The organism is Hydrogenophaga luteola (assembly GCF_042648585.1).
Classification (GTDB): domain Bacteria; phylum Pseudomonadota; class Gammaproteobacteria; order Burkholderiales; family Burkholderiaceae_C; genus Hydrogenophaga; species Hydrogenophaga luteola.
This window is the reverse complement of record NZ_JBHRXX010000001.1, coordinates 691,083-706,116: the sequence shown is the minus strand read 5'-3', so window position 1 is coordinate 706,116 and position 15,034 is coordinate 691,083. Positions and strand designations below refer to the sequence as shown.

Sequence of the window (15,034 nt, the reverse complement as noted above, 5' to 3'; positions counted from 1 at the left end):
CGCTCCCCTTTCGAAAACTGGCTGGAAGCGCGAAGTGTGCATCAAGGCCGCCAGCGTCCGTTCCAGAGGTGATCTAGGTCACGCGGCAGTTCAGTACCCGCCCGAAGGCGCAGCCGGCCCCTTGGTGGCGCCCGCGCTGAACCGCTGCACCAAGCCGCTCGCCGCCTTCACCAGCAGCGTCGTGTCCACCCCCACCGCCACGAACAGCGCGCCCGCGTCCAGGTACTGCTGCGCCAGCGCCGGGTCGGTGGCGAGGATGCCGGCGGCCTTGCCCGCGGCGCGCACGGTGGCGATGCCGTCGAGGATGACTTTCTGCACCTCGGGGTGGCCGGGCTGGCCGCGGTGGCCCATGCTGGCCGAGAGATCAGCCGGGCCGAAGAACACGCCGTCCACGCCCTCGGTCTCTGCGATGGCCTTCAGGTTGTTCACCGCGGTCACGGTCTCGGCCTGCACCAGCAGGCACATCTGGCCGTTGGCCTCGTTGAGGTAGTCGTCCACCTGGTTCCAGCGCGAGGCGCGCGCGAGCGCCGCGCCCATGCCGCGGATGCCTTCGGGCGGGTAGCGCATGGCCTGGACCATGAGCGCGGCCTGCTCGGCCGTGTCGATCATCGGGATCAGCAGGGTCTGCGCGCCGATGTCGAGGTACTGCTTGACGAGGGCCACGTCGGCCTGCACCGCGCGCACGACGGCGTGGGTCTTGGTGTACGGGGCGATGGCGCGCAGCTGGTCGAGCGCGGTGCGCGGGTCGTTGGGCGCGTGTTCGCCGTCGATGAGCAGCCAGTCGAAGCCGCAGCCGGCCAGGGCCTCGGCCACGTCGGGCGAGGCGAAGCCGACCCAGCAGCCGATCTGGGGTTGGCCAGCTTTCAGGGCATCGCGGAAGGTGTTCTGGGGGATCTTCATTGCGGTGTCTTCGTCGGTTCGGGGTAAAGGCCGCGCATTTGCCCCATGAGGCGCGTGAGGCCCATGAGCGCGTCCATGTTCGGCGTGGCTTCGCCCAGGTGCTGGCCGATCTCGCGCACGGCGCCGACCAGCGCGTCGAGTTCGATGGGGCGGCCGGCTTCCACGTCCTGCAGCATCGAGGTCTTGAACGAGCCGAGCTTGCGCGTGAAGCCGTGGCGGTCTTCGGGGCTCTGCTCGATGGGGATGCCGATGCGCGCGCCAATGGCCTGCGCCTCGCGCATGACGGCGCTGCAGAAGCCGCGCACCAGGTCGTCATCGAGGATGCGGTCGCAGGGCGCGCCGGTGATGGCGGAGACCGGGTTCATGGTCATGTTGCCCCAGAGCTTGAACCAGATGTCGCGCTGGATGCGCTCGCTGACCGTGACGGCGAAGCCGGCCGCGCCCAGCAGATCGGCCAGGGCCTGCACACGCGGGCTCACGCCGCCGGCTGGTTCGCCGATGATGAGCTGGTTGTTCTTGATGCGCTCGATGCGCGCGGGCTGCGGCGCGGCGGCGCTGGCGTGCACCACGCAGCCGATGACCTGCGATGTGGGGATGTTCACAGCGGTGACGCCGCCGGGGTCGACGGTGTGGAGCTGCAGGCCGGCAGCTTCACCCGGCAGGCCGTCGAAGAACCACCAGGGCACGCCGTTCATCGCGACCAGCACGACCGTGTGCGGCCCCATGAGTGCGCGCACGGCGGGGGCGACCACAGGCATGGCCGGGCCCTTGACCGAGACGACCACCAGGTCCTGCACGCCCAGGCTCGCCGGGTCGTCGCTGGCGTGGACCGGCACGGTGTGTTCCGCGCCGTCGGCGTCCACCCAGGTCAGGCCCTGCTCTTGCAGGGTGTGCAGCGTGTCGCCACGCGCCACGGCGGAAAGCTGGATCTGGCCGGCTGGCAGGCGCGAGCCGAGCCAGCCGGCGAACAGGCCGCCGATGGCACCGACGCCGACGATGGCGACCTTCTGGAATGGTTGTTCACTCATGCGCGATACCCCGGGTCAATGCGGTCGATCAGGCGCTGCATGGCGGCGAACGAATCTTCGCCCGCGCCGTACTTCGGATTGAAGTTCAGCGAGTCTCGCACGCAGCCTTCCAGCACCGGCACCGGGATCTGGCGTTGCTGGCCCAGCGTGGCCGAGGCCACCTGGATCTCGCAGGCGCGCTGCACCAGCCACAGGAGGTTGAAGGCCTGCGGCAGCGTGCCGCCAATGACGACGGGGCCGTGGTTGCGCAGCAGCAGCACGCGCTTGCCACCGGCTGAGGCCAAGATGCGCGCGCCCTCCTCGCGGTGCACGGTGATGCCCTCGAAGTCGTGGTACGCCACCTGGCCCCAGAGCTGGGCGGCGTAGAAGTTGGTGAAGGCGAGGCCCTCTTCGCTGCAACACACGGCCATGGTCGGCGTGGTGTGCACGTGCATCACGCAATGCGCGTCGGGCAGGGTGGCGTGGATGGCGCCGTGGAAGGTGAAGCCGGCGGGGTTGATGGGCCAGTCGTCGTTGCCGATGATGTTCCCGTCCACATCCACCTTGACCAGGTTGGACGCGGTGACCTCGGTGTAGTGCAGGCCGAAGGGGTTGATGAGGAAGTGGGCGTCCGGCCCCGGCACGCGCAGCGAGATGTGGTTGTAGATCAGCTCGGCCCAGCCCAGGTGGGCAAAGATGCGGTAGCAGGCGGCGAGTTGCACGCGCGCCTGCCATTCGGCGTCGCTGAAGCGGGTGGGCTTGAGGAAGGCGTCGGCCATGCGGGGTCTCCAGTCTCTATATATATGTGTGTGCTCAGACGAAGCGGAAGCGCAGGCAGCCGAGCGGGCCGTAATCCGCCTCGAACAGGTCGCCCGCTTTGGCAGCCACGGGCCGCGTGAAGCTGCCGGCGAGCACGATCTCGCCGGCCTGCAGCGTCTCGCCCCATGGCGCGAGCTTGTTGGCCAGCCAGGCGATGCCGATGGCGGGGTCGCCCTGCACGCCCGCGGCCAGGCCCGTCTCTTCGACCGCGCCGTTCTGCCGCAGGATGGCGCCGCACCAGGGGCGGTTGGTGCTGTGCGGGTCGGCGCGGAAAGCGGGGTCGCCCGCGCCGATCACGATGCCGGCGTTGGCCGCGTTGTCGCTGATGGTGTCGTAGACCTTGCGCATCACCTTGGTGTGGCGGTCGAACTGTTCGATGCGCGCGTCGATGATCTCGATGGCGGGGGTGATGTAGTCCGTCGCGGCCAGCACGTCTTCGATCGTGGCGTTCGGGCCGGCCAGCGGCGCCTTGAGCACGAAGGCCAGCTCGACCTCGACGCGCGGGGCGATGAAGTTCTTGACCGGAATCTCTAAGACCTCGCCGGCTTTCGCGGTGTAGAGCATGTCGTCGAGCAGGGTGCCGTAGTCGGGCTCGTCGATCTGGCTGCTGATCTGCATGGCGCGGCTGGTCAGGCCGATCTTGTGGCCGATGACCTTCTTGCCGGCGGCCTTCTCCAGATCCACCCAGGCGCGGCCGATGCGGTAACCGTCTTCGACGGTCATGCCGGGGTGGCGCTTGGAGAAGTGCTCCACCTGGGTGCGGGTCTGCTGGGACTGCTGCAGCTCGGCGGCGAGCTGCTGAACGAGGGCGTCGTCGAACATGGTTGTTTTACGTCTTGTTGAAGAGCGGGTGCAGGGAGCTGTTCTTGGCGTCGAAGACCTCGTGGCCTTCGTCGACCTGCACGGTGATGCCAATGGGGCGCTTGGCCAACTGTTCGGCGAAGCGCTCCCTGACGCAGGCGTTCAGCGCCTCGCCCACGCGCTGGTGCACCACGGCACTGCGGCCCTTGGCCATGCGCAGGTTCATGTAGACGAAGGCGTAGTCGCCGCCCAGACCCGCAGCGATGCCGGCCGCGCCGCCGTCGGACACCGCGCAATGCGCGGCGGGGTAGGCCAGCACACGCGTGCCGCCGGTGGGGAAAACCTGGCGGTCCTGCTCGTCGCGCACGGCGAGCATGGTGTCGGCCAGCGCGCGGCAGAGGCCCGTCATGTCGACGCCGCCTTGCGCTGCCGGCTTGTCGAGGTTGGGGGTGTAGAGGATGACGAGGTGGGGCATGGGGTAGCCTTGATTCAGAGGCGCGAACTCACGAGGCTGAAGCCATCGGCGGCCGAGGCCTGCGCCTTGGGAATGGCTTTGCCGGTGACGGGCGTGACCGGGAACACGGCGTTGATCTGGCCGGTGCCCGACGCGCCGAAGTACGGCGTGATGACCTCGGCCTTGCCGTCGTACTCGCTCCAGCCCAGCACACCCATCATCATCGCGGTGTCGTGCATGAAGCCTTCGCCGTGGCCCTTGGATGCGTACTCCGGCAGCATCTCGCAGAAGTCCTTCCACTCGCCGGCCTGCCACATGCGCACGACCTCGTCGTCCAGGTGCTGGAGGAAGGGACTCCAGACCTTGAAGGCGAATTCGGGCGCGAGGCCGTTCTGCGCGAAGCGGTGGCTGAGGCTTCCACTGGCGAGAAAGGCCACGGTGCCGTCGTAGTGGTCCTCGACGGCCTTGCGCATGGCCCAGCCCAGGCGCGCGCTGTCGTTGAGGTAGTGCACGGTGCACAGCGCCGAGACCGAGACGGCCTTGAAGTGCTGGTCTTCGTTCATGTAGCGCATGGGCACGAGGGTGCCGTATTCGGGCTGCAGCGTGGTGGCGTGGTGGGCGAGGGTTTCGACGCCGTGTTCGTTGGCAACTTTGGCGAGCAGCTGGCCCAGCTCGGGGTTGCCTGGGATGGCGTAGCCCATGTTGCTGATGAAGTGGGGCAGCTCGTTGCTGGTGTAGGTACCTTGCCAGTGGGGGGCGCAGTTGAGGTGGTAGCTGGCGTTGACGAGCCAGTGGGTGTCGAAGACGACGATGGTGTCGACGCCGAGTTCCTTGCAGCGACGTGCGATTTCTTTGTGACCGTCGATGGCGTCCTGGCGGGAGCCTTTGCGAGGACCGTCGAGTTCGCTGAGGTACATCGAGGGGACGTGGGTGATCTTTCCTACGAGTGCTACTTTGCCCATGGCGTCTGTCTCCGTTGGTGCTTCGTTGTTTGGTTGCCGTTGGTTGGCTGACTGGTGTGGGGAGAAGGCGGCGACGGGTGTGTGCCTCCGCTCATGTCCCCCGGGTTTTGCTGTGCAAAACCCTCCTCCTTTACTTCGCTGCGGCACACACCCATCACCGCCTTCTCTCGCTGCGCATCGGCGCTCCAACCGTTGAGTGCCAGCATCACTTCTGGCTGGGAGGACCGGGGTACCCGGTGCAGCGAAGTAAAGGAGGAGAAACGGGCAAAGCCCGTTTCGGGGGACATGAGCGGAACCGGGTACCCCGGTCCTCCCAGCCCGCCCAGGCAGCTGCGTGAAACAGCAGAGGGGAGCAAATCAAACTCCCCAATGAGGAATGTGATGCGAACCCAGAGAAACGGCGACGTTCTTGGGCTCCAGGAACACCTCGTAACTCCAGGTCCCGCCCTCGCGCCCCGTGCCCGATGCCTTGGTGCCGCCAAACGGCTGCCGCAGATCCCGCACGTTCTGCGAGTTCACGAAACACATGCCCGCTTCCACGGCCGCCGCCACCCGGTGCGCCTTGCCGATGTTCTCGGTCCACACATAGCTCGACAGACCGTAGGCGATGTCGTTCGCGATGCGGATCGCGTCCGCCTCGTCCTTGAACGGAATCAGGCAGGCCACCGGGCCGAAGATCTCGTCCTGCGCGATCTTCATGCGGTTGTCCACGTCGGCGAACACGGTCGGCCAGACGTAGTTGCCGGCCTGCACATGCGCCGGCAACTCGGCCGCGTACGACGGCCGGTCCAGGCCGCCGCACAGCATCGTCGCGCCCTCCTTCGGCCCCAGCTCGATGTAGCTGCGCACCTTGGCCAGGTGGCCCTGGCTGATCATCGGGCCGATGGTGGTCTTCTCATCCAGCGGGTCGCCCACCACGATGCGCTTGGCGCGCTCGGCGAACTTCGCGGCGAAGTCGGCGTAGATGCTCTGCTGCACCAGGATGCGCGAGCCGGCGGTGCAGCGCTCGCCGTTGTTGCTGAAGATCATGAAGATCGCGGCGTCCAGCGCGCGGTCCAGGTCGGCATCGTCGAAGATGACGAACGGGCTCTTGCCGCCCAGCTCCATGCTGAACTTTTTCAGGCCCGCGGCCTTGACGATGCGGTTGCCCGTCGCCGTGGAGCCGGTGAAGCTGATGGCGCGCACGTCGGGATGGGCGCACAGCGGCTCACCCGCTTCCTTGCCGAAGCCGTGCACCACGTTGAGCACACCGGCCGGTATGCCGGCTTCGAGCGCCAGATCGCCCAGGCGCGCCGCGGTCAGGGGCGAGAGTTCGCTCATCTTCAGCACCGCCGTGTTGCCGAAGGCGAGGCAGGGCGCGACCTTCCAGGTGGCCGTCATGAAGGGCACGTTCCAAGGGCTGATGAGCGCGCACACGCCGACCGGGTGGAACAGCGTGTAGTTCAGGTGCGTGGGCGTGGGGTAGGTGTGGCCGTCGACGCGGGTGCACATCTCGGCGAAGTAGTAGAAGTTGTCCGACGCGCGCGGGATCAGCTGCTTGCCGGTCTGCGCGATCACCTGGCCGGTGTCTTCGGTTTCGGTGCGGGCGATCTCGGGCACGTGCTTCGCGATCAGGTCGCCTAGCGCGCGCACCTTCTTCGCGCGTTCGGTCGCGGGCAGACCAGCCCAGGCGGGGAAGGCGTCTTTCGCGGCCTGCACCGCGGCGTTCACTTCCGCTTCGGTGCCCGAGGCGACTTCGGCGAGCACGCCCTGCGTGGCCGGGTTGATCGTTTCGAAGTAGTCGCGGCCGGCGACGGTCTTGCCGTTGATGAGGTGGTCGATGCGTTGGGTCATGCTTTGCTCTCAGAGGTGATCGTGTTGGTCAATGCGCCGATGCCGTCGATCTCGGTGACGATCACGTCGCCGGGCTGGCAGTCGACCACGCCGTCGGGCGTGCCGGTGAGGATGAGGTCGCCCGGCATCAGGGTCATGAAGCCGCTGAAGTACTCGATCAGCGTGGCGACGTCGAAGATCATGTCTTTCGTGCTGCCCTGCTGCGTGACGTTGCCGTTGACCGTGGTGCGCAGCGCCAGCGCCTGCGGGTCGGGCACATCGGCCGCATCCACCAGCCAGGGGCCGATGGGTGTGCAGGTGTCGCGGTTCTTGACCTTGAGGTTGGGCCTGTACCAGTTCTCCAGGTAGTCGCGGATCGCGTAGTCGTTGGCCACCGTGTAGCCGGCCACGTACTTCAAGGCGTCGGCCTTCTTCACGCGTTGGGCGGGCTGGCCGATCACCACCGCGAGTTCGCACTCGTAGTGCATGAACTGCACGCCGTCGGGCCGCACGGTGAATGCGCGGTGGCCGATCAAAGAAGCCTCGCCCTTGACGAAGGCCAGCGGCTCTTCGGGGGCCTTGAACGCGAGCTCCTTGGCGTGGTCGGCGTAGTTCAGGCCCAGCGCGAGCACGGTGCGCGGACGGTTGATGGGCGCCAGCGGCGGCAGCCAGACCACTTCGTCGAATCCGACGCGGCGGCCTTTGAAGGCTGGCGTCAATAACTCCAGCTCACCGTTGTTCTCGACGGCGTCGTGGACCGCGCCGGCCCATGCGATGCGGGCGTGTTTCATACCGCCTCCTGCACAAAGTGGTTGACCAGCGGCGCGAAGCCGGTGGCGGTGATCTCGACCGAATCGCCGACCTTGGCGCGCGGTCGTGAGCCGTCCTCCAGGCAGTCGGTGCCGACCATCAGCACATCCCCCGGCCGCATCGACTGGAAGGCGTTCACGTCGGCCCACAGCGTGGCCGCGTCGCGCACCAGGTCGGCCAGCGCGGTGCGCTGGCGCATCACGCCGTCCACGCGCAGCTCCAGCACCAGCGCGGCGAGTTCACCCAGGTCCGTGAGCGGCCGCAGCGCATCGCCCACGCCGAGGAAGCCGTCCACGCAGCGGAACTTCACCGGCGGGCGGTAGTAGCTCTCGTGCGGAATGGCCACGTCGTTGAGCAGCACGGCGCCCGCCACGCGGCCGCCGTCGCCCGCCACCAGACCCAGGCTGGCCGCAACCTCGACCTCGGCCACGCCCTTGGGCAGCGCGATGGCCTGGCCGCAACGCGTGAAGGTGTTGGCGGTCTTGATGTAGAGCACCGGCGCGTTCGGCGGCGCCTTGTATGGCGCCTCGTGCATGCGCGGCGCCCACAGGGCGTGTTCGCGCCGGAAGTTCAGCAGCGTGCCGTAGACGGTGCCGCCAGGTAGGTAGGTGTGGGTGTTCATGGGTGGTTTATTCCTCGATGTCGTCGGCCTCGACGCCGCCGGGCGCTTCGAGCGCGATCACGTCGTCCAGCAGGTCATAGAGCTGCGCCAGGCGCTGCTTGCCCAGCTGCGCCTCCATCCACTGGTAGTGCGACTCGATGGTCAACGACAGCTTGCGCACCAGCTTCAGCCCCGCGGGCGTGGCGCGCACCACGGTGCGGCGCGCGTCCTGCGGGCAGCGGTTGCGGGTGATCAGGCCGTCGCGTTCCATGCGGGTGAGCACGCCCGTGAGGCTTGGGCCGAGCAGCAGCGCCTCGCGCGCCACGCGGCCGGTCTCCACGCCCGCCGGGTCGCGGGCGTGTTCGCCCAGCACGCGCAGCACGCGCCACTGCTGGTCGGACAGGCCGTGCTCGCGCAGGCTGGGCCGGGTGTGCTGCATCACGGCCTCGCGCGCCTCCAGCAACAGGCGCGGCAGGTTGCGGTGGACAAAGGAAGGGGAGTTGTCGTCGATGGCCATGGGTCGGTGCGATTTATTTAATATGTTAAATGTTTTTCCAGGATTCACAAAACCGGGGTTAACCCGAAGGCTTTGGTGGCGGCCGACAATTGCGGCATGAACACGCTCGCCCAACGCCTGAACGTCGATCACCTGCTTCTGCAGGCGCCCATGGCCGGCTCTCAGGGCTCGGCCCTGGCGCTGGCGGTCTGCCGCGCCGGCGGCATCGGCGCCCTGCCCGCCGCCATGCTCACGCCCGAGGCGCTGGTGCAGGAGCTGACCGCGCTGTCGCAGGGCACCACCCGGCCCTGGAACGTGAACTTCTTCTGCCACACGCCGCCCGCGCCCGACGCCGCGCGCGAGGCCCGCTGGCGGGAGGCTCTGTCCCCCTTCTATGCCGAGGCCGGGCTGGACATTGCCGCCGTGCCGGCCGGCGCGGGGCGTGTGCCGTTCAGCCACGCGGTGGCCGATCTGGTGGAGCCGTTCCGCCCGCCCATCGTGAGCTTCCACTTCGGCCTGCCCGCGCCGGATTTGCTGGCTCGGATCAAAGGCTGGGGCAGCGTGGTGCTGTCCTCGGCCACGACGGTGGAAGAAGCCATCTGGCTCGAAGCCCAGGGCGTGGACGCAGTGATCGCACAGGGCTCGGAAGCCGGGGGTCACCGCGGCATGTTCATGACCGACGACCTCACGACCCAGGTCGGCACCTTCGCCCTGCTGCCGCAGATCGCGGCCACCGTGCAGGTACCGGTGATCGCAGCCGGTGGCATCGCCAACGCGGCGGGCGTGCGCGCGGCGCTCGCGCTGGGTGCGGCCGGCGTGCAGGTGGGCTCGGCCTACCTGTGCAGCGACGAAGCCCTGACCTCGCCCATCCACCGCGCCGCGCTGCAGAGCGATGCCGCGCGCCACACGGCGCTGACCACGCTGTTCAGCGGCCGGCCGGCACGCGGCATCGTCAACCGCGTGATGCGCGAGCTGGGGCCCTTGAACCCGGCTGCGCCCGCCTTCCCCACCGCCACGGCCGCCATCGCGCCGCTTCGCGCGCACTGGGAGAAGCAGGGCCGCGGCGACTTCTCACCCCTGTGGAGCGGCCAGAACGCCAGCGGCTGCCGCAGCGCACCGGCGGCCGAGATCACGGTCGCGCTGCTCCAGGGTTTCGTTTAGATCCAGCCGGGGTCGCCGTCGCTCGGGCGCGTTTCGCGCAGGCGGTTCAGCCAGCGCTTGAGCCCGGCCGGTTCCTGCACCTGATCCAGGTCCTGAGTCAGCCGGGCCACCGACGACTCCAGCGCGGCGACCTGGTTCAGCAACTGTTGCCTGAGCGTGTTCGGGTTGGCCACCTGGCCGGGCGGCAGCTCGAACTCGGCCGCGAGCTGAGCTTGCCGCGCAGCGCGTTCGCGCTCCAGTCCCGCCACCTGCTGCTTGAGCAAGAGCGTCAGTGCGGCCAGCCGGTCGTCCGCCAGACGCGAGACCGCGGCGGGGTCGGCCAGTTCGGCGCGCAGCTGGATCTGCATCAGCGTCACCAGGTCCTTGCGCGCGTAGGCGGTGTTGGCCTCGCTCATCAACGCGGTCTTGCGCTGGCGCTCGGCTTCGTCGGGCTCACGGTCGGGGTGCAGGGCGCTGGCCAGTTGGCGGAACAGGGTGCGCAGCTGGGTCTCGGCGTCGGCCGCCTGCGCCTGCACCTCGGCGGGTCGGCTGCCCGCCTTCTGCCGGGCCTTGCGCGCCTGCGCCCTGGCCTGGCGGCGCGCCTGCTCTTCGTCGCGCGCCTCGCGCAGCCGCGCCATGCCGGCGCGCACCAGCTCGTCCATGGACAGCTCGTCCCCGTCGGCGGCCAGCGGCTCGCCCAGGGCGGCCTCCAGGCGCGCACGCATCGCATCGGCCGCGGCCTGCTTCTTCTGCGCCAGGGTCTGGCGACTGTGCCGGTCGTGCAGGGCCACCATGTCGGTCTCGCCCTCGTCGGCCAGGGTCTGCGCCAGCGCGCACAGCGCCTCGGTGGCCGTGTCCTGTTGCAGTCGGCTCAGCGCCTTGCCCTGCAGGTGCCCCTCCAACGCCAGGGCGAGCGCACGCATCTGCTCGCGCTGCTGCCGCTTCAGAGGCGAAAGCCAGCGGTGCCGCTCGGTCCGGTGGGCCTGGCCCAGAACATCCAGCTCGTCCAGCTGCGCCCGGAGCTTGTCGACCCGGGTCAGCTGCAGGTTGAAGGCGCGGGCCGCGGCCGACAGCGGCTGCTCGCCCGGCGCCAGGGCCTGCAGGGCGGCCGCGGGGGCAACCAGGCTCGAAGAAGAGGTTTTGCGGGCGGAAGACACAGGGTGCGGCGGGCAGGTGGGATCGGCAGAGACGGACCCTGCGGGGTGTCGACTATATTGCCGGCCACATGGCCAAAGAAAAGACGATCTACACCTGCAACGAATGCGGCGGCACCAGCCCGCGCTGGCTGGGCAAATGCCCGCACTGCAACGCCTGGAATACGCTGATCGAGTCGGTCGCCGAATCCAGCGCCCCCACCAAGAACCGCTTCGCGGCGCTGGCCAAGACGGCCGAGGTGACCACCCTGGCCGACATCGAGGCCACCGACGTGCAGCGCACGCCCACCGGCCACGACGAGCTGGACCGGGTGCTGGGCGGCGGCGTGGTGGAGGGCGGCGTGGTGCTGATCGGCGGCGACCCGGGCATCGGCAAGTCGACGCTGTTGCTGCAGGCGCTGGACGCGCTGCAGCGCGCTGGACAGAAGACCCTGTACGTCACCGGCGAAGAGTCGGGCGCCCAGGTCGCGCTGCGCTCGCGCCGGCTCGGGCTGGACGGTTCGCAGGTCCAGGTGCTGGCCGAGATCCAGCTGGAGAAGATCCTGGCCACGCTGTCGGCCCACAAGCCCGCGATTGCGGTGATCGACTCGATCCAGACCGTCTACTCCGAGCAGCTCACCAGCGCGCCGGGTTCGGTGGCGCAGGTGCGCGAATGCGCGGCCCACCTCACGCGCGCGGCCAAGGCCAGCGGCACCGCCATCGTGCTGGTGGGCCACGTGACCAAGGAAGGCGCGCTGGCCGGCCCGCGCGTGCTGGAACACATGGTCGACACCGTCCTGTATTTCGAGGGCGACACACACAGCAGCTTCCGCCTGATCCGCGCCATCAAGAACCGCTTCGGCGCGGTCAACGAGATCGGCGTGTTCGCCATGACCGAAAAAGGCCTCAAGGGCGTGAGCAACCCCAGCGCGATCTTCCTTTCGCAGCATTCGGAACCCGTGCCCGGCAGCTGCGTCATGGTGACGCTGGAAGGCACGCGGCCCATGCTGGTGGAGATCCAGGCGCTGGTGGACAGCGGTGGTCCGTCGCCGCGGCGCCTGTCGGTCGGCCTGGACCGCGACCGCCTGGCCATGCTGCTGGCCGTGCTGCACCGCCACGCCGGCGTGGCCTGCATGGACCAGGACGTGTTCGTCAACGCTGTCGGCGGCGTGCGCATCAGCGAACCCGCGGCCGATCTGGCCGTGATGCTGGCCATCACCAGCAGCCTGCGCGGCCGCGCCCTGCCCAAGGGCTTCATCGCCTTCGGCGAAGTGGGCCTGGCTGGCGAGGTGCGCCCCGCGCCGCGTGGCCAGGAGCGGCTCAAGGAAGCGGCCAAGCTGGGCTTCTCCGTCGCCGTCGTGCCCAAGGCCAACGCGCCGAAGAAGAACGACAAGGCCTTCGAGGGCCTGACCATCCACGGCGTGGACCGCATCGAAGAGGCCATGGAACTGGCCCGCAGCCTGGCCTGACGGACCGGTCTACGCAGATTCCGCAGTTTCCGGGCGCAACACCCCACGGACAATGGCAGCATGAACCTCCAGCGCATCGCCGTTCCCCTGCTCGTCATCGGTTTGCTCGTCTTCGCAGGGCGCCAGTACGGCTGGGCGGGCGTCGCCGCCGTGGGCGGGGGGCTGGTGATGTGGCTGCTGCTGCACTGGACGCGGATGATGACGGTGATGAAGCGCGCCGCGGAACGGCCCATCGGCTGGGTGGCCAGCGCGGTCATGCTCAACGCCAAGCTCAAGCCGGGTGTGAACCTGATGCACGTGATGGCCATGACGCGCTCGCTGGGCGAACGCCTGAGCGCCGAGGGCGAACAGCCCGAGCGCTACCGCTGGACCGACAACGGCGGCTCGACCGTCACCGTCACCCTGCAGGGTGGCCGGGTGACCGCCTGGGAACTGCATCGCCCGCCGGCCGAGGGCTGACAGCACCCGGGTCCGCGCCGGGGCGGGCACCTAAAATGCGTGTTTCTGCGGCGCCAGACCGCGCCTGAGACACCCCATTTTCAAAGGACCCCGCATGAGCCCCGTGATTCCCTCGATGTCCGACCGCGACGGCAAGATCTGGATGGACGGCCAGATGGTGGACTGGCGCGACGCCAAGATCCATGTGCTGACCCACACGCTGCACTACGGCTGCGGCGCCTTCGAGGGCGTTCGCGCCTACAAGACGGCCGACGGCAGCACCGCGATCTTCCGCCTGGAAGAACACACCGACCGCCTGTTCAACAGCGCCAAGATCCTGCGCATGGCCATCCCCTTCACCAAGGAACAGGTGAACGAGGCGCAGAAGGCCGTGGTGCGCGAGAACAAGCTGGAGAGCTGCTACCTGCGCCCGCTGACCTGGATCGGCGACAAGAAGCTGGGCGTTTCTCCGAAGGGCAACACCATCCACCTGATGGTGGCGGCCTGGGCCTGGGGCGCCTACCTGGGCGAAGAGGGCCTCAAGCGCGGCATCCGCGTCAAGACCAGCAGCTACACCCGCCACCATGTCAACATCACCATGACGCAGGCCAAGGCGGTGAGCAACTACACCAACTCCATCCTGGCCAACATGGAAGTGACCGACGAGGGTTACGACGAGGCCCTGCTGCTGGACAGCTCGGGCTTCGTGTCCGAAGGCGCGGGCGAAAACATCTTCGTGATCAAGAACGGCGTGATCTACACGCCCGACCTGTCGGCCGGTGCCCTGAACGGCATCACCCGCAACACCGTGTTCCACATCGCCAAGGACCTGGGCCTGGACATCGTGCAAAAGCGCATCACGCGCGACGAGGTCTACATCGCCGACGAGGCCTTCTTCACCGGCACCGCCGCCGAAGTCACCCCGATCCGCGAACTCGACCGCATCACACTGGGCGAAGGCAGCCGCGGTCCGGTCACCGAGAAGATCCAGTCGGCCTTCTTCGACATCGTGGGTGGCCGCAATCCCAAGTACGCCCACTGGCTGAGCAAGGTCTGAGGAGCATTCCCATGAGCACTTCTTCCACCATCGAACTGGCCGCCAAGGACCTGAACCCGCAGGGCGGCGTGTTCTGTCCCAACCCCAAGGCCGACATGAAGCTCTGGAACAGCCACCCCCGGGTGTTCCTGGACGTGGCCCGCACGGGCCAGGCCCGCTGCCCGTACTGCGGCACGGTGTACGCCCTGAAGGCCGGCGAAGTGGTGGCGCACGGACACTGAACATGAGGACGGTGGGCAGCGTCGAGGTGGTGGTCTCGACCTACAACCACCCCCGTGCGCTGGACCTGGTGCTGCACGCGCTGCTGCGGCAGAGCCAGTCGGACTTCCGGATCTGCATCGCCGACGACGGCTCGGGGCCGCAGACCACCGAACTGATCGCCGCGTGGCAGCAGCGCCTGGGGCCCCGGTTGCGCCACATCTGGCAGGCGGACCGCGGCTTTCGCAAGAACCGCATCCTCAACAAGGCCATCGCCAGCTCCACCGCCGATTACCTGGTCTTCCTGGACGGCGACTGCCTGCCGTCCGAGCACTTCGTGGCGCGCCACCTCGCGCTGGCGCGGCCCCGGCGCTTCTGCACCGGCGGCGTGATCCGGCTGACGCTGGCCGCCAGCGAAGCAGTGCAGGCGCCGGGGGTGGACTCGGGCGAGGTCTTCACGCCATCCTGGCTTGCCTCGCACGAGGCTCTGTGCAGCACCAGCGCCCGGCTCAAAGCCGGGCTCTACCCACCCTGGGCCTCGCACCTGGCCGAGCGCCTGACCACCGTGCGTCGCACCTGGAACGGAGGCAACAGCTCGACGGCGCGCATCAACCTGATCCGGGTGAACGGGTTCGATGAGAACTTCGGCTACGGCGCCGAGGACATCGAGCTGGGTTTCCGCCTCAACAACGCAGGCATCCGGGGGGTCCACCTGCGGTACTCGGCCCCGGTGCTGCATCTGGAACACCGGCGCGACTATGCCCACCCGGACGAACGCGTGCGCAACAAACAGGCGGCGCGCCAGGCCCTGCGACAGGGCAAGACCACCACGGCCCACGGCATCGTCGAGCTCTGAGCGGCCGTGCAGCGGCCAAAAAAAAGCCACCTTGCGGTGGCTTTGAAGTCCTTGGAAGGACGTCGTTGGGAGACCAGTGCG

At 68.4% G+C, this 15,034-nt stretch carries 17 protein-coding genes; 6 read left to right on the top strand and 11 right to left on the bottom strand.

All coding sequences use genetic code 11. The features are described 5' to 3' along the window. Positions 1–90: 90 nt before the first annotated feature. The 10 genes from hpaI to hpaR all read right to left on the bottom strand — a co-directional run bounded on the left by hpaI (position 91) and on the right by hpaR (position 8,683). Positions 91–900, bottom strand: a complete 810-nt coding sequence (hpaI, locus tag ACFOPI_RS03420) for a 4-hydroxy-2-oxoheptanedioate aldolase (protein WP_382170771.1) — start codon at positions 898–900, stop codon at positions 91–93. Further along, positions 897–1,928: a 2-dehydropantoate 2-reductase gene (locus tag ACFOPI_RS03415; RefSeq protein WP_382170768.1), complete on the bottom strand. Its 1,032-nt coding sequence runs from the start codon at positions 1,926–1,928 to the stop codon at positions 897–899. The genes hpaI and ACFOPI_RS03415 overlap by 4 nt, the downstream gene beginning before the upstream one ends. Further along, positions 1,925–2,686, bottom strand: a complete 762-nt coding sequence (locus ACFOPI_RS03410) for a class II aldolase/adducin family protein (RefSeq protein ID WP_382170765.1) — start codon at positions 2,684–2,686, stop codon at positions 1,925–1,927. Before ACFOPI_RS03410 ends, ACFOPI_RS03415 begins: the two co-directional genes overlap by 4 nt. A 34-nt stretch (positions 2,687–2,720) precedes the next feature. Further along, positions 2,721–3,548: a 2-oxo-hept-4-ene-1,7-dioate hydratase gene (hpaH, locus tag ACFOPI_RS03405; protein WP_382170762.1), complete on the bottom strand. Its 828-nt coding sequence runs from the start codon at positions 3,546–3,548 to the stop codon at positions 2,721–2,723. Between the two features lie 7 nt (positions 3,549–3,555). After that, complete coding sequence (locus ACFOPI_RS03400) at positions 3,556–4,002, bottom strand: 5-carboxymethyl-2-hydroxymuconate isomerase (RefSeq protein ID WP_382170759.1); 447 nt, start codon at positions 4,000–4,002, stop codon at positions 3,556–3,558. A 14-nt stretch (positions 4,003–4,016) separates the two neighbouring features. Beyond that, positions 4,017–4,943, bottom strand: coding sequence for a 3,4-dihydroxyphenylacetate 2,3-dioxygenase (gene hpaD, locus ACFOPI_RS03395; protein WP_382170756.1), 927 nt, complete (start codon positions 4,941–4,943; stop codon positions 4,017–4,019). Positions 4,944–5,300: 357 nt separating this feature from the next. Beyond that, positions 5,301–6,776 (bottom strand): 5-carboxymethyl-2-hydroxymuconate semialdehyde dehydrogenase, encoded by a 1,476-nt coding sequence (gene hpaE, locus ACFOPI_RS03390; protein ID WP_382170754.1) that lies wholly within the window; start codon positions 6,774–6,776, stop codon positions 5,301–5,303. After that, positions 6,773–7,546 carry a fumarylacetoacetate hydrolase family protein gene (locus ACFOPI_RS03385; RefSeq protein WP_382170751.1) on the bottom strand — a complete coding sequence of 258 codons (774 nt, stop codon included), beginning with the start codon at positions 7,544–7,546 and terminating at the stop codon, positions 6,773–6,775. The genes hpaE and ACFOPI_RS03385 overlap by 4 nt, the downstream gene beginning before the upstream one ends. After that, positions 7,543–8,187 (bottom strand): fumarylacetoacetate hydrolase family protein, encoded by a 645-nt coding sequence (locus tag ACFOPI_RS03380; protein WP_382170748.1) that lies wholly within the window; start codon positions 8,185–8,187, stop codon positions 7,543–7,545. The genes ACFOPI_RS03385 and ACFOPI_RS03380 overlap by 4 nt, the downstream gene beginning before the upstream one ends. Before the next feature lie 7 nt (positions 8,188–8,194). Beyond that, the gene (gene hpaR, locus ACFOPI_RS03375) at positions 8,195–8,683 is read right to left on the bottom strand and encodes a homoprotocatechuate degradation operon regulator HpaR (RefSeq protein WP_382170745.1); all 489 of its coding nucleotides are present in this window, start codon (positions 8,681–8,683) and stop codon (positions 8,195–8,197) included. 96 nt (positions 8,684–8,779) lie between these two features. Here hpaR and ACFOPI_RS03370 point away from each other — a divergent pair, with 96 nt between their 5' ends. Beyond that, positions 8,780–9,823 (top strand): NAD(P)H-dependent flavin oxidoreductase, encoded by a 1,044-nt coding sequence (locus tag ACFOPI_RS03370; RefSeq protein ID WP_382170742.1) that lies wholly within the window; start codon positions 8,780–8,782, stop codon positions 9,821–9,823. Here ACFOPI_RS03370 and ACFOPI_RS03365 read toward each other — a convergent pair. Continuing rightward, positions 9,820–10,959: a hypothetical protein gene (locus ACFOPI_RS03365; RefSeq protein WP_382170739.1), complete on the bottom strand. Its 1,140-nt coding sequence runs from the start codon at positions 10,957–10,959 to the stop codon at positions 9,820–9,822. The two genes, ACFOPI_RS03370 and ACFOPI_RS03365, sit on opposite strands and share 4 nt — an antisense overlap. 68 nt (positions 10,960–11,027) lie before the next feature. Between ACFOPI_RS03365 and radA the strand changes: the two genes are divergently transcribed. From radA to ACFOPI_RS03340, 5 genes are all read left to right on the top strand, one after another. Continuing rightward, complete coding sequence (gene radA / locus ACFOPI_RS03360) at positions 11,028–12,404, top strand: DNA repair protein RadA (RefSeq protein WP_382170736.1); 1,377 nt, start codon at positions 11,028–11,030, stop codon at positions 12,402–12,404. 60 nt (positions 12,405–12,464) lie between these two features. Further along, positions 12,465–12,863, top strand: coding sequence for a glycerate kinase (locus ACFOPI_RS03355; protein ID WP_382170733.1), 399 nt, complete (start codon positions 12,465–12,467; stop codon positions 12,861–12,863). 94 nt (positions 12,864–12,957) lie between these two features. Further along, a complete protein-coding gene (locus tag ACFOPI_RS03350) occupies positions 12,958–13,899 on the top strand; it encodes a branched-chain amino acid transaminase (protein WP_382170730.1) in 942 nt (313 codons plus the stop codon). 11 nt (positions 13,900–13,910) lie between these two features. Then, positions 13,911–14,120 carry a zinc-finger domain-containing protein gene (locus ACFOPI_RS03345; RefSeq protein ID WP_382170727.1) on the top strand — a complete coding sequence of 70 codons (210 nt, stop codon included), beginning with the start codon at positions 13,911–13,913 and terminating at the stop codon, positions 14,118–14,120. A gap of 2 nt (positions 14,121–14,122) precedes the next feature. After that, complete coding sequence (locus tag ACFOPI_RS03340; protein WP_382170724.1) at positions 14,123–14,953, top strand: glycosyltransferase; 831 nt, start codon at positions 14,123–14,125, stop codon at positions 14,951–14,953. The last annotated feature ends 81 nt before the right edge of the window (positions 14,954–15,034 follow it).

Coding starts and splice junctions, on each gene's coding strand:
- hpaI (WP_382170771.1), bottom strand. CDS start 900: ATGAAGATCCCCCAGAACACCTTCCGCGATGCCCTGAAAGCTGGCCAA.
- ACFOPI_RS03415 (WP_382170768.1), bottom strand. CDS start 1,928: ATGAGTGAACAACCATTCCAGAAGGTCGCCATCGTCGGCGTCGGTGCC.
- ACFOPI_RS03410 (WP_382170765.1), bottom strand. CDS start 2,686: ATGGCCGACGCCTTCCTCAAGCCCACCCGCTTCAGCGACGCCGAATGG.
- hpaH (WP_382170762.1), bottom strand. CDS start 3,548: ATGTTCGACGACGCCCTCGTTCAGCAGCTCGCCGCCGAGCTGCAGCAG.
- ACFOPI_RS03400 (WP_382170759.1), bottom strand. CDS start 4,002: ATGCCCCACCTCGTCATCCTCTACACCCCCAACCTCGACAAGCCGGCA.
- hpaD (WP_382170756.1), bottom strand. CDS start 4,943: ATGGGCAAAGTAGCACTCGTAGGAAAGATCACCCACGTCCCCTCGATG.
- hpaE (WP_382170754.1), bottom strand. CDS start 6,776: ATGACCCAACGCATCGACCACCTCATCAACGGCAAGACCGTCGCCGGC.
- ACFOPI_RS03385 (WP_382170751.1), bottom strand. CDS start 7,546: ATGAAACACGCCCGCATCGCATGGGCCGGCGCGGTCCACGACGCCGTC.
- ACFOPI_RS03380 (WP_382170748.1), bottom strand. CDS start 8,187: ATGAACACCCACACCTACCTACCTGGCGGCACCGTCTACGGCACGCTG.
- hpaR (WP_382170745.1), bottom strand. CDS start 8,683: ATGGCCATCGACGACAACTCCCCTTCCTTTGTCCACCGCAACCTGCCG.
- ACFOPI_RS03370 (WP_382170742.1), top strand. CDS start 8,780: ATGAACACGCTCGCCCAACGCCTGAACGTCGATCACCTGCTTCTGCAG.
- radA (WP_382170736.1), top strand. CDS start 11,028: ATGGCCAAAGAAAAGACGATCTACACCTGCAACGAATGCGGCGGCACC.
- ACFOPI_RS03355 (WP_382170733.1), top strand. CDS start 12,465: ATGAACCTCCAGCGCATCGCCGTTCCCCTGCTCGTCATCGGTTTGCTC.
- ACFOPI_RS03350 (WP_382170730.1), top strand. CDS start 12,958: ATGAGCCCCGTGATTCCCTCGATGTCCGACCGCGACGGCAAGATCTGG.
- ACFOPI_RS03345 (WP_382170727.1), top strand. CDS start 13,911: ATGAGCACTTCTTCCACCATCGAACTGGCCGCCAAGGACCTGAACCCG.
- ACFOPI_RS03340 (WP_382170724.1), top strand. CDS start 14,123: ATGAGGACGGTGGGCAGCGTCGAGGTGGTGGTCTCGACCTACAACCAC.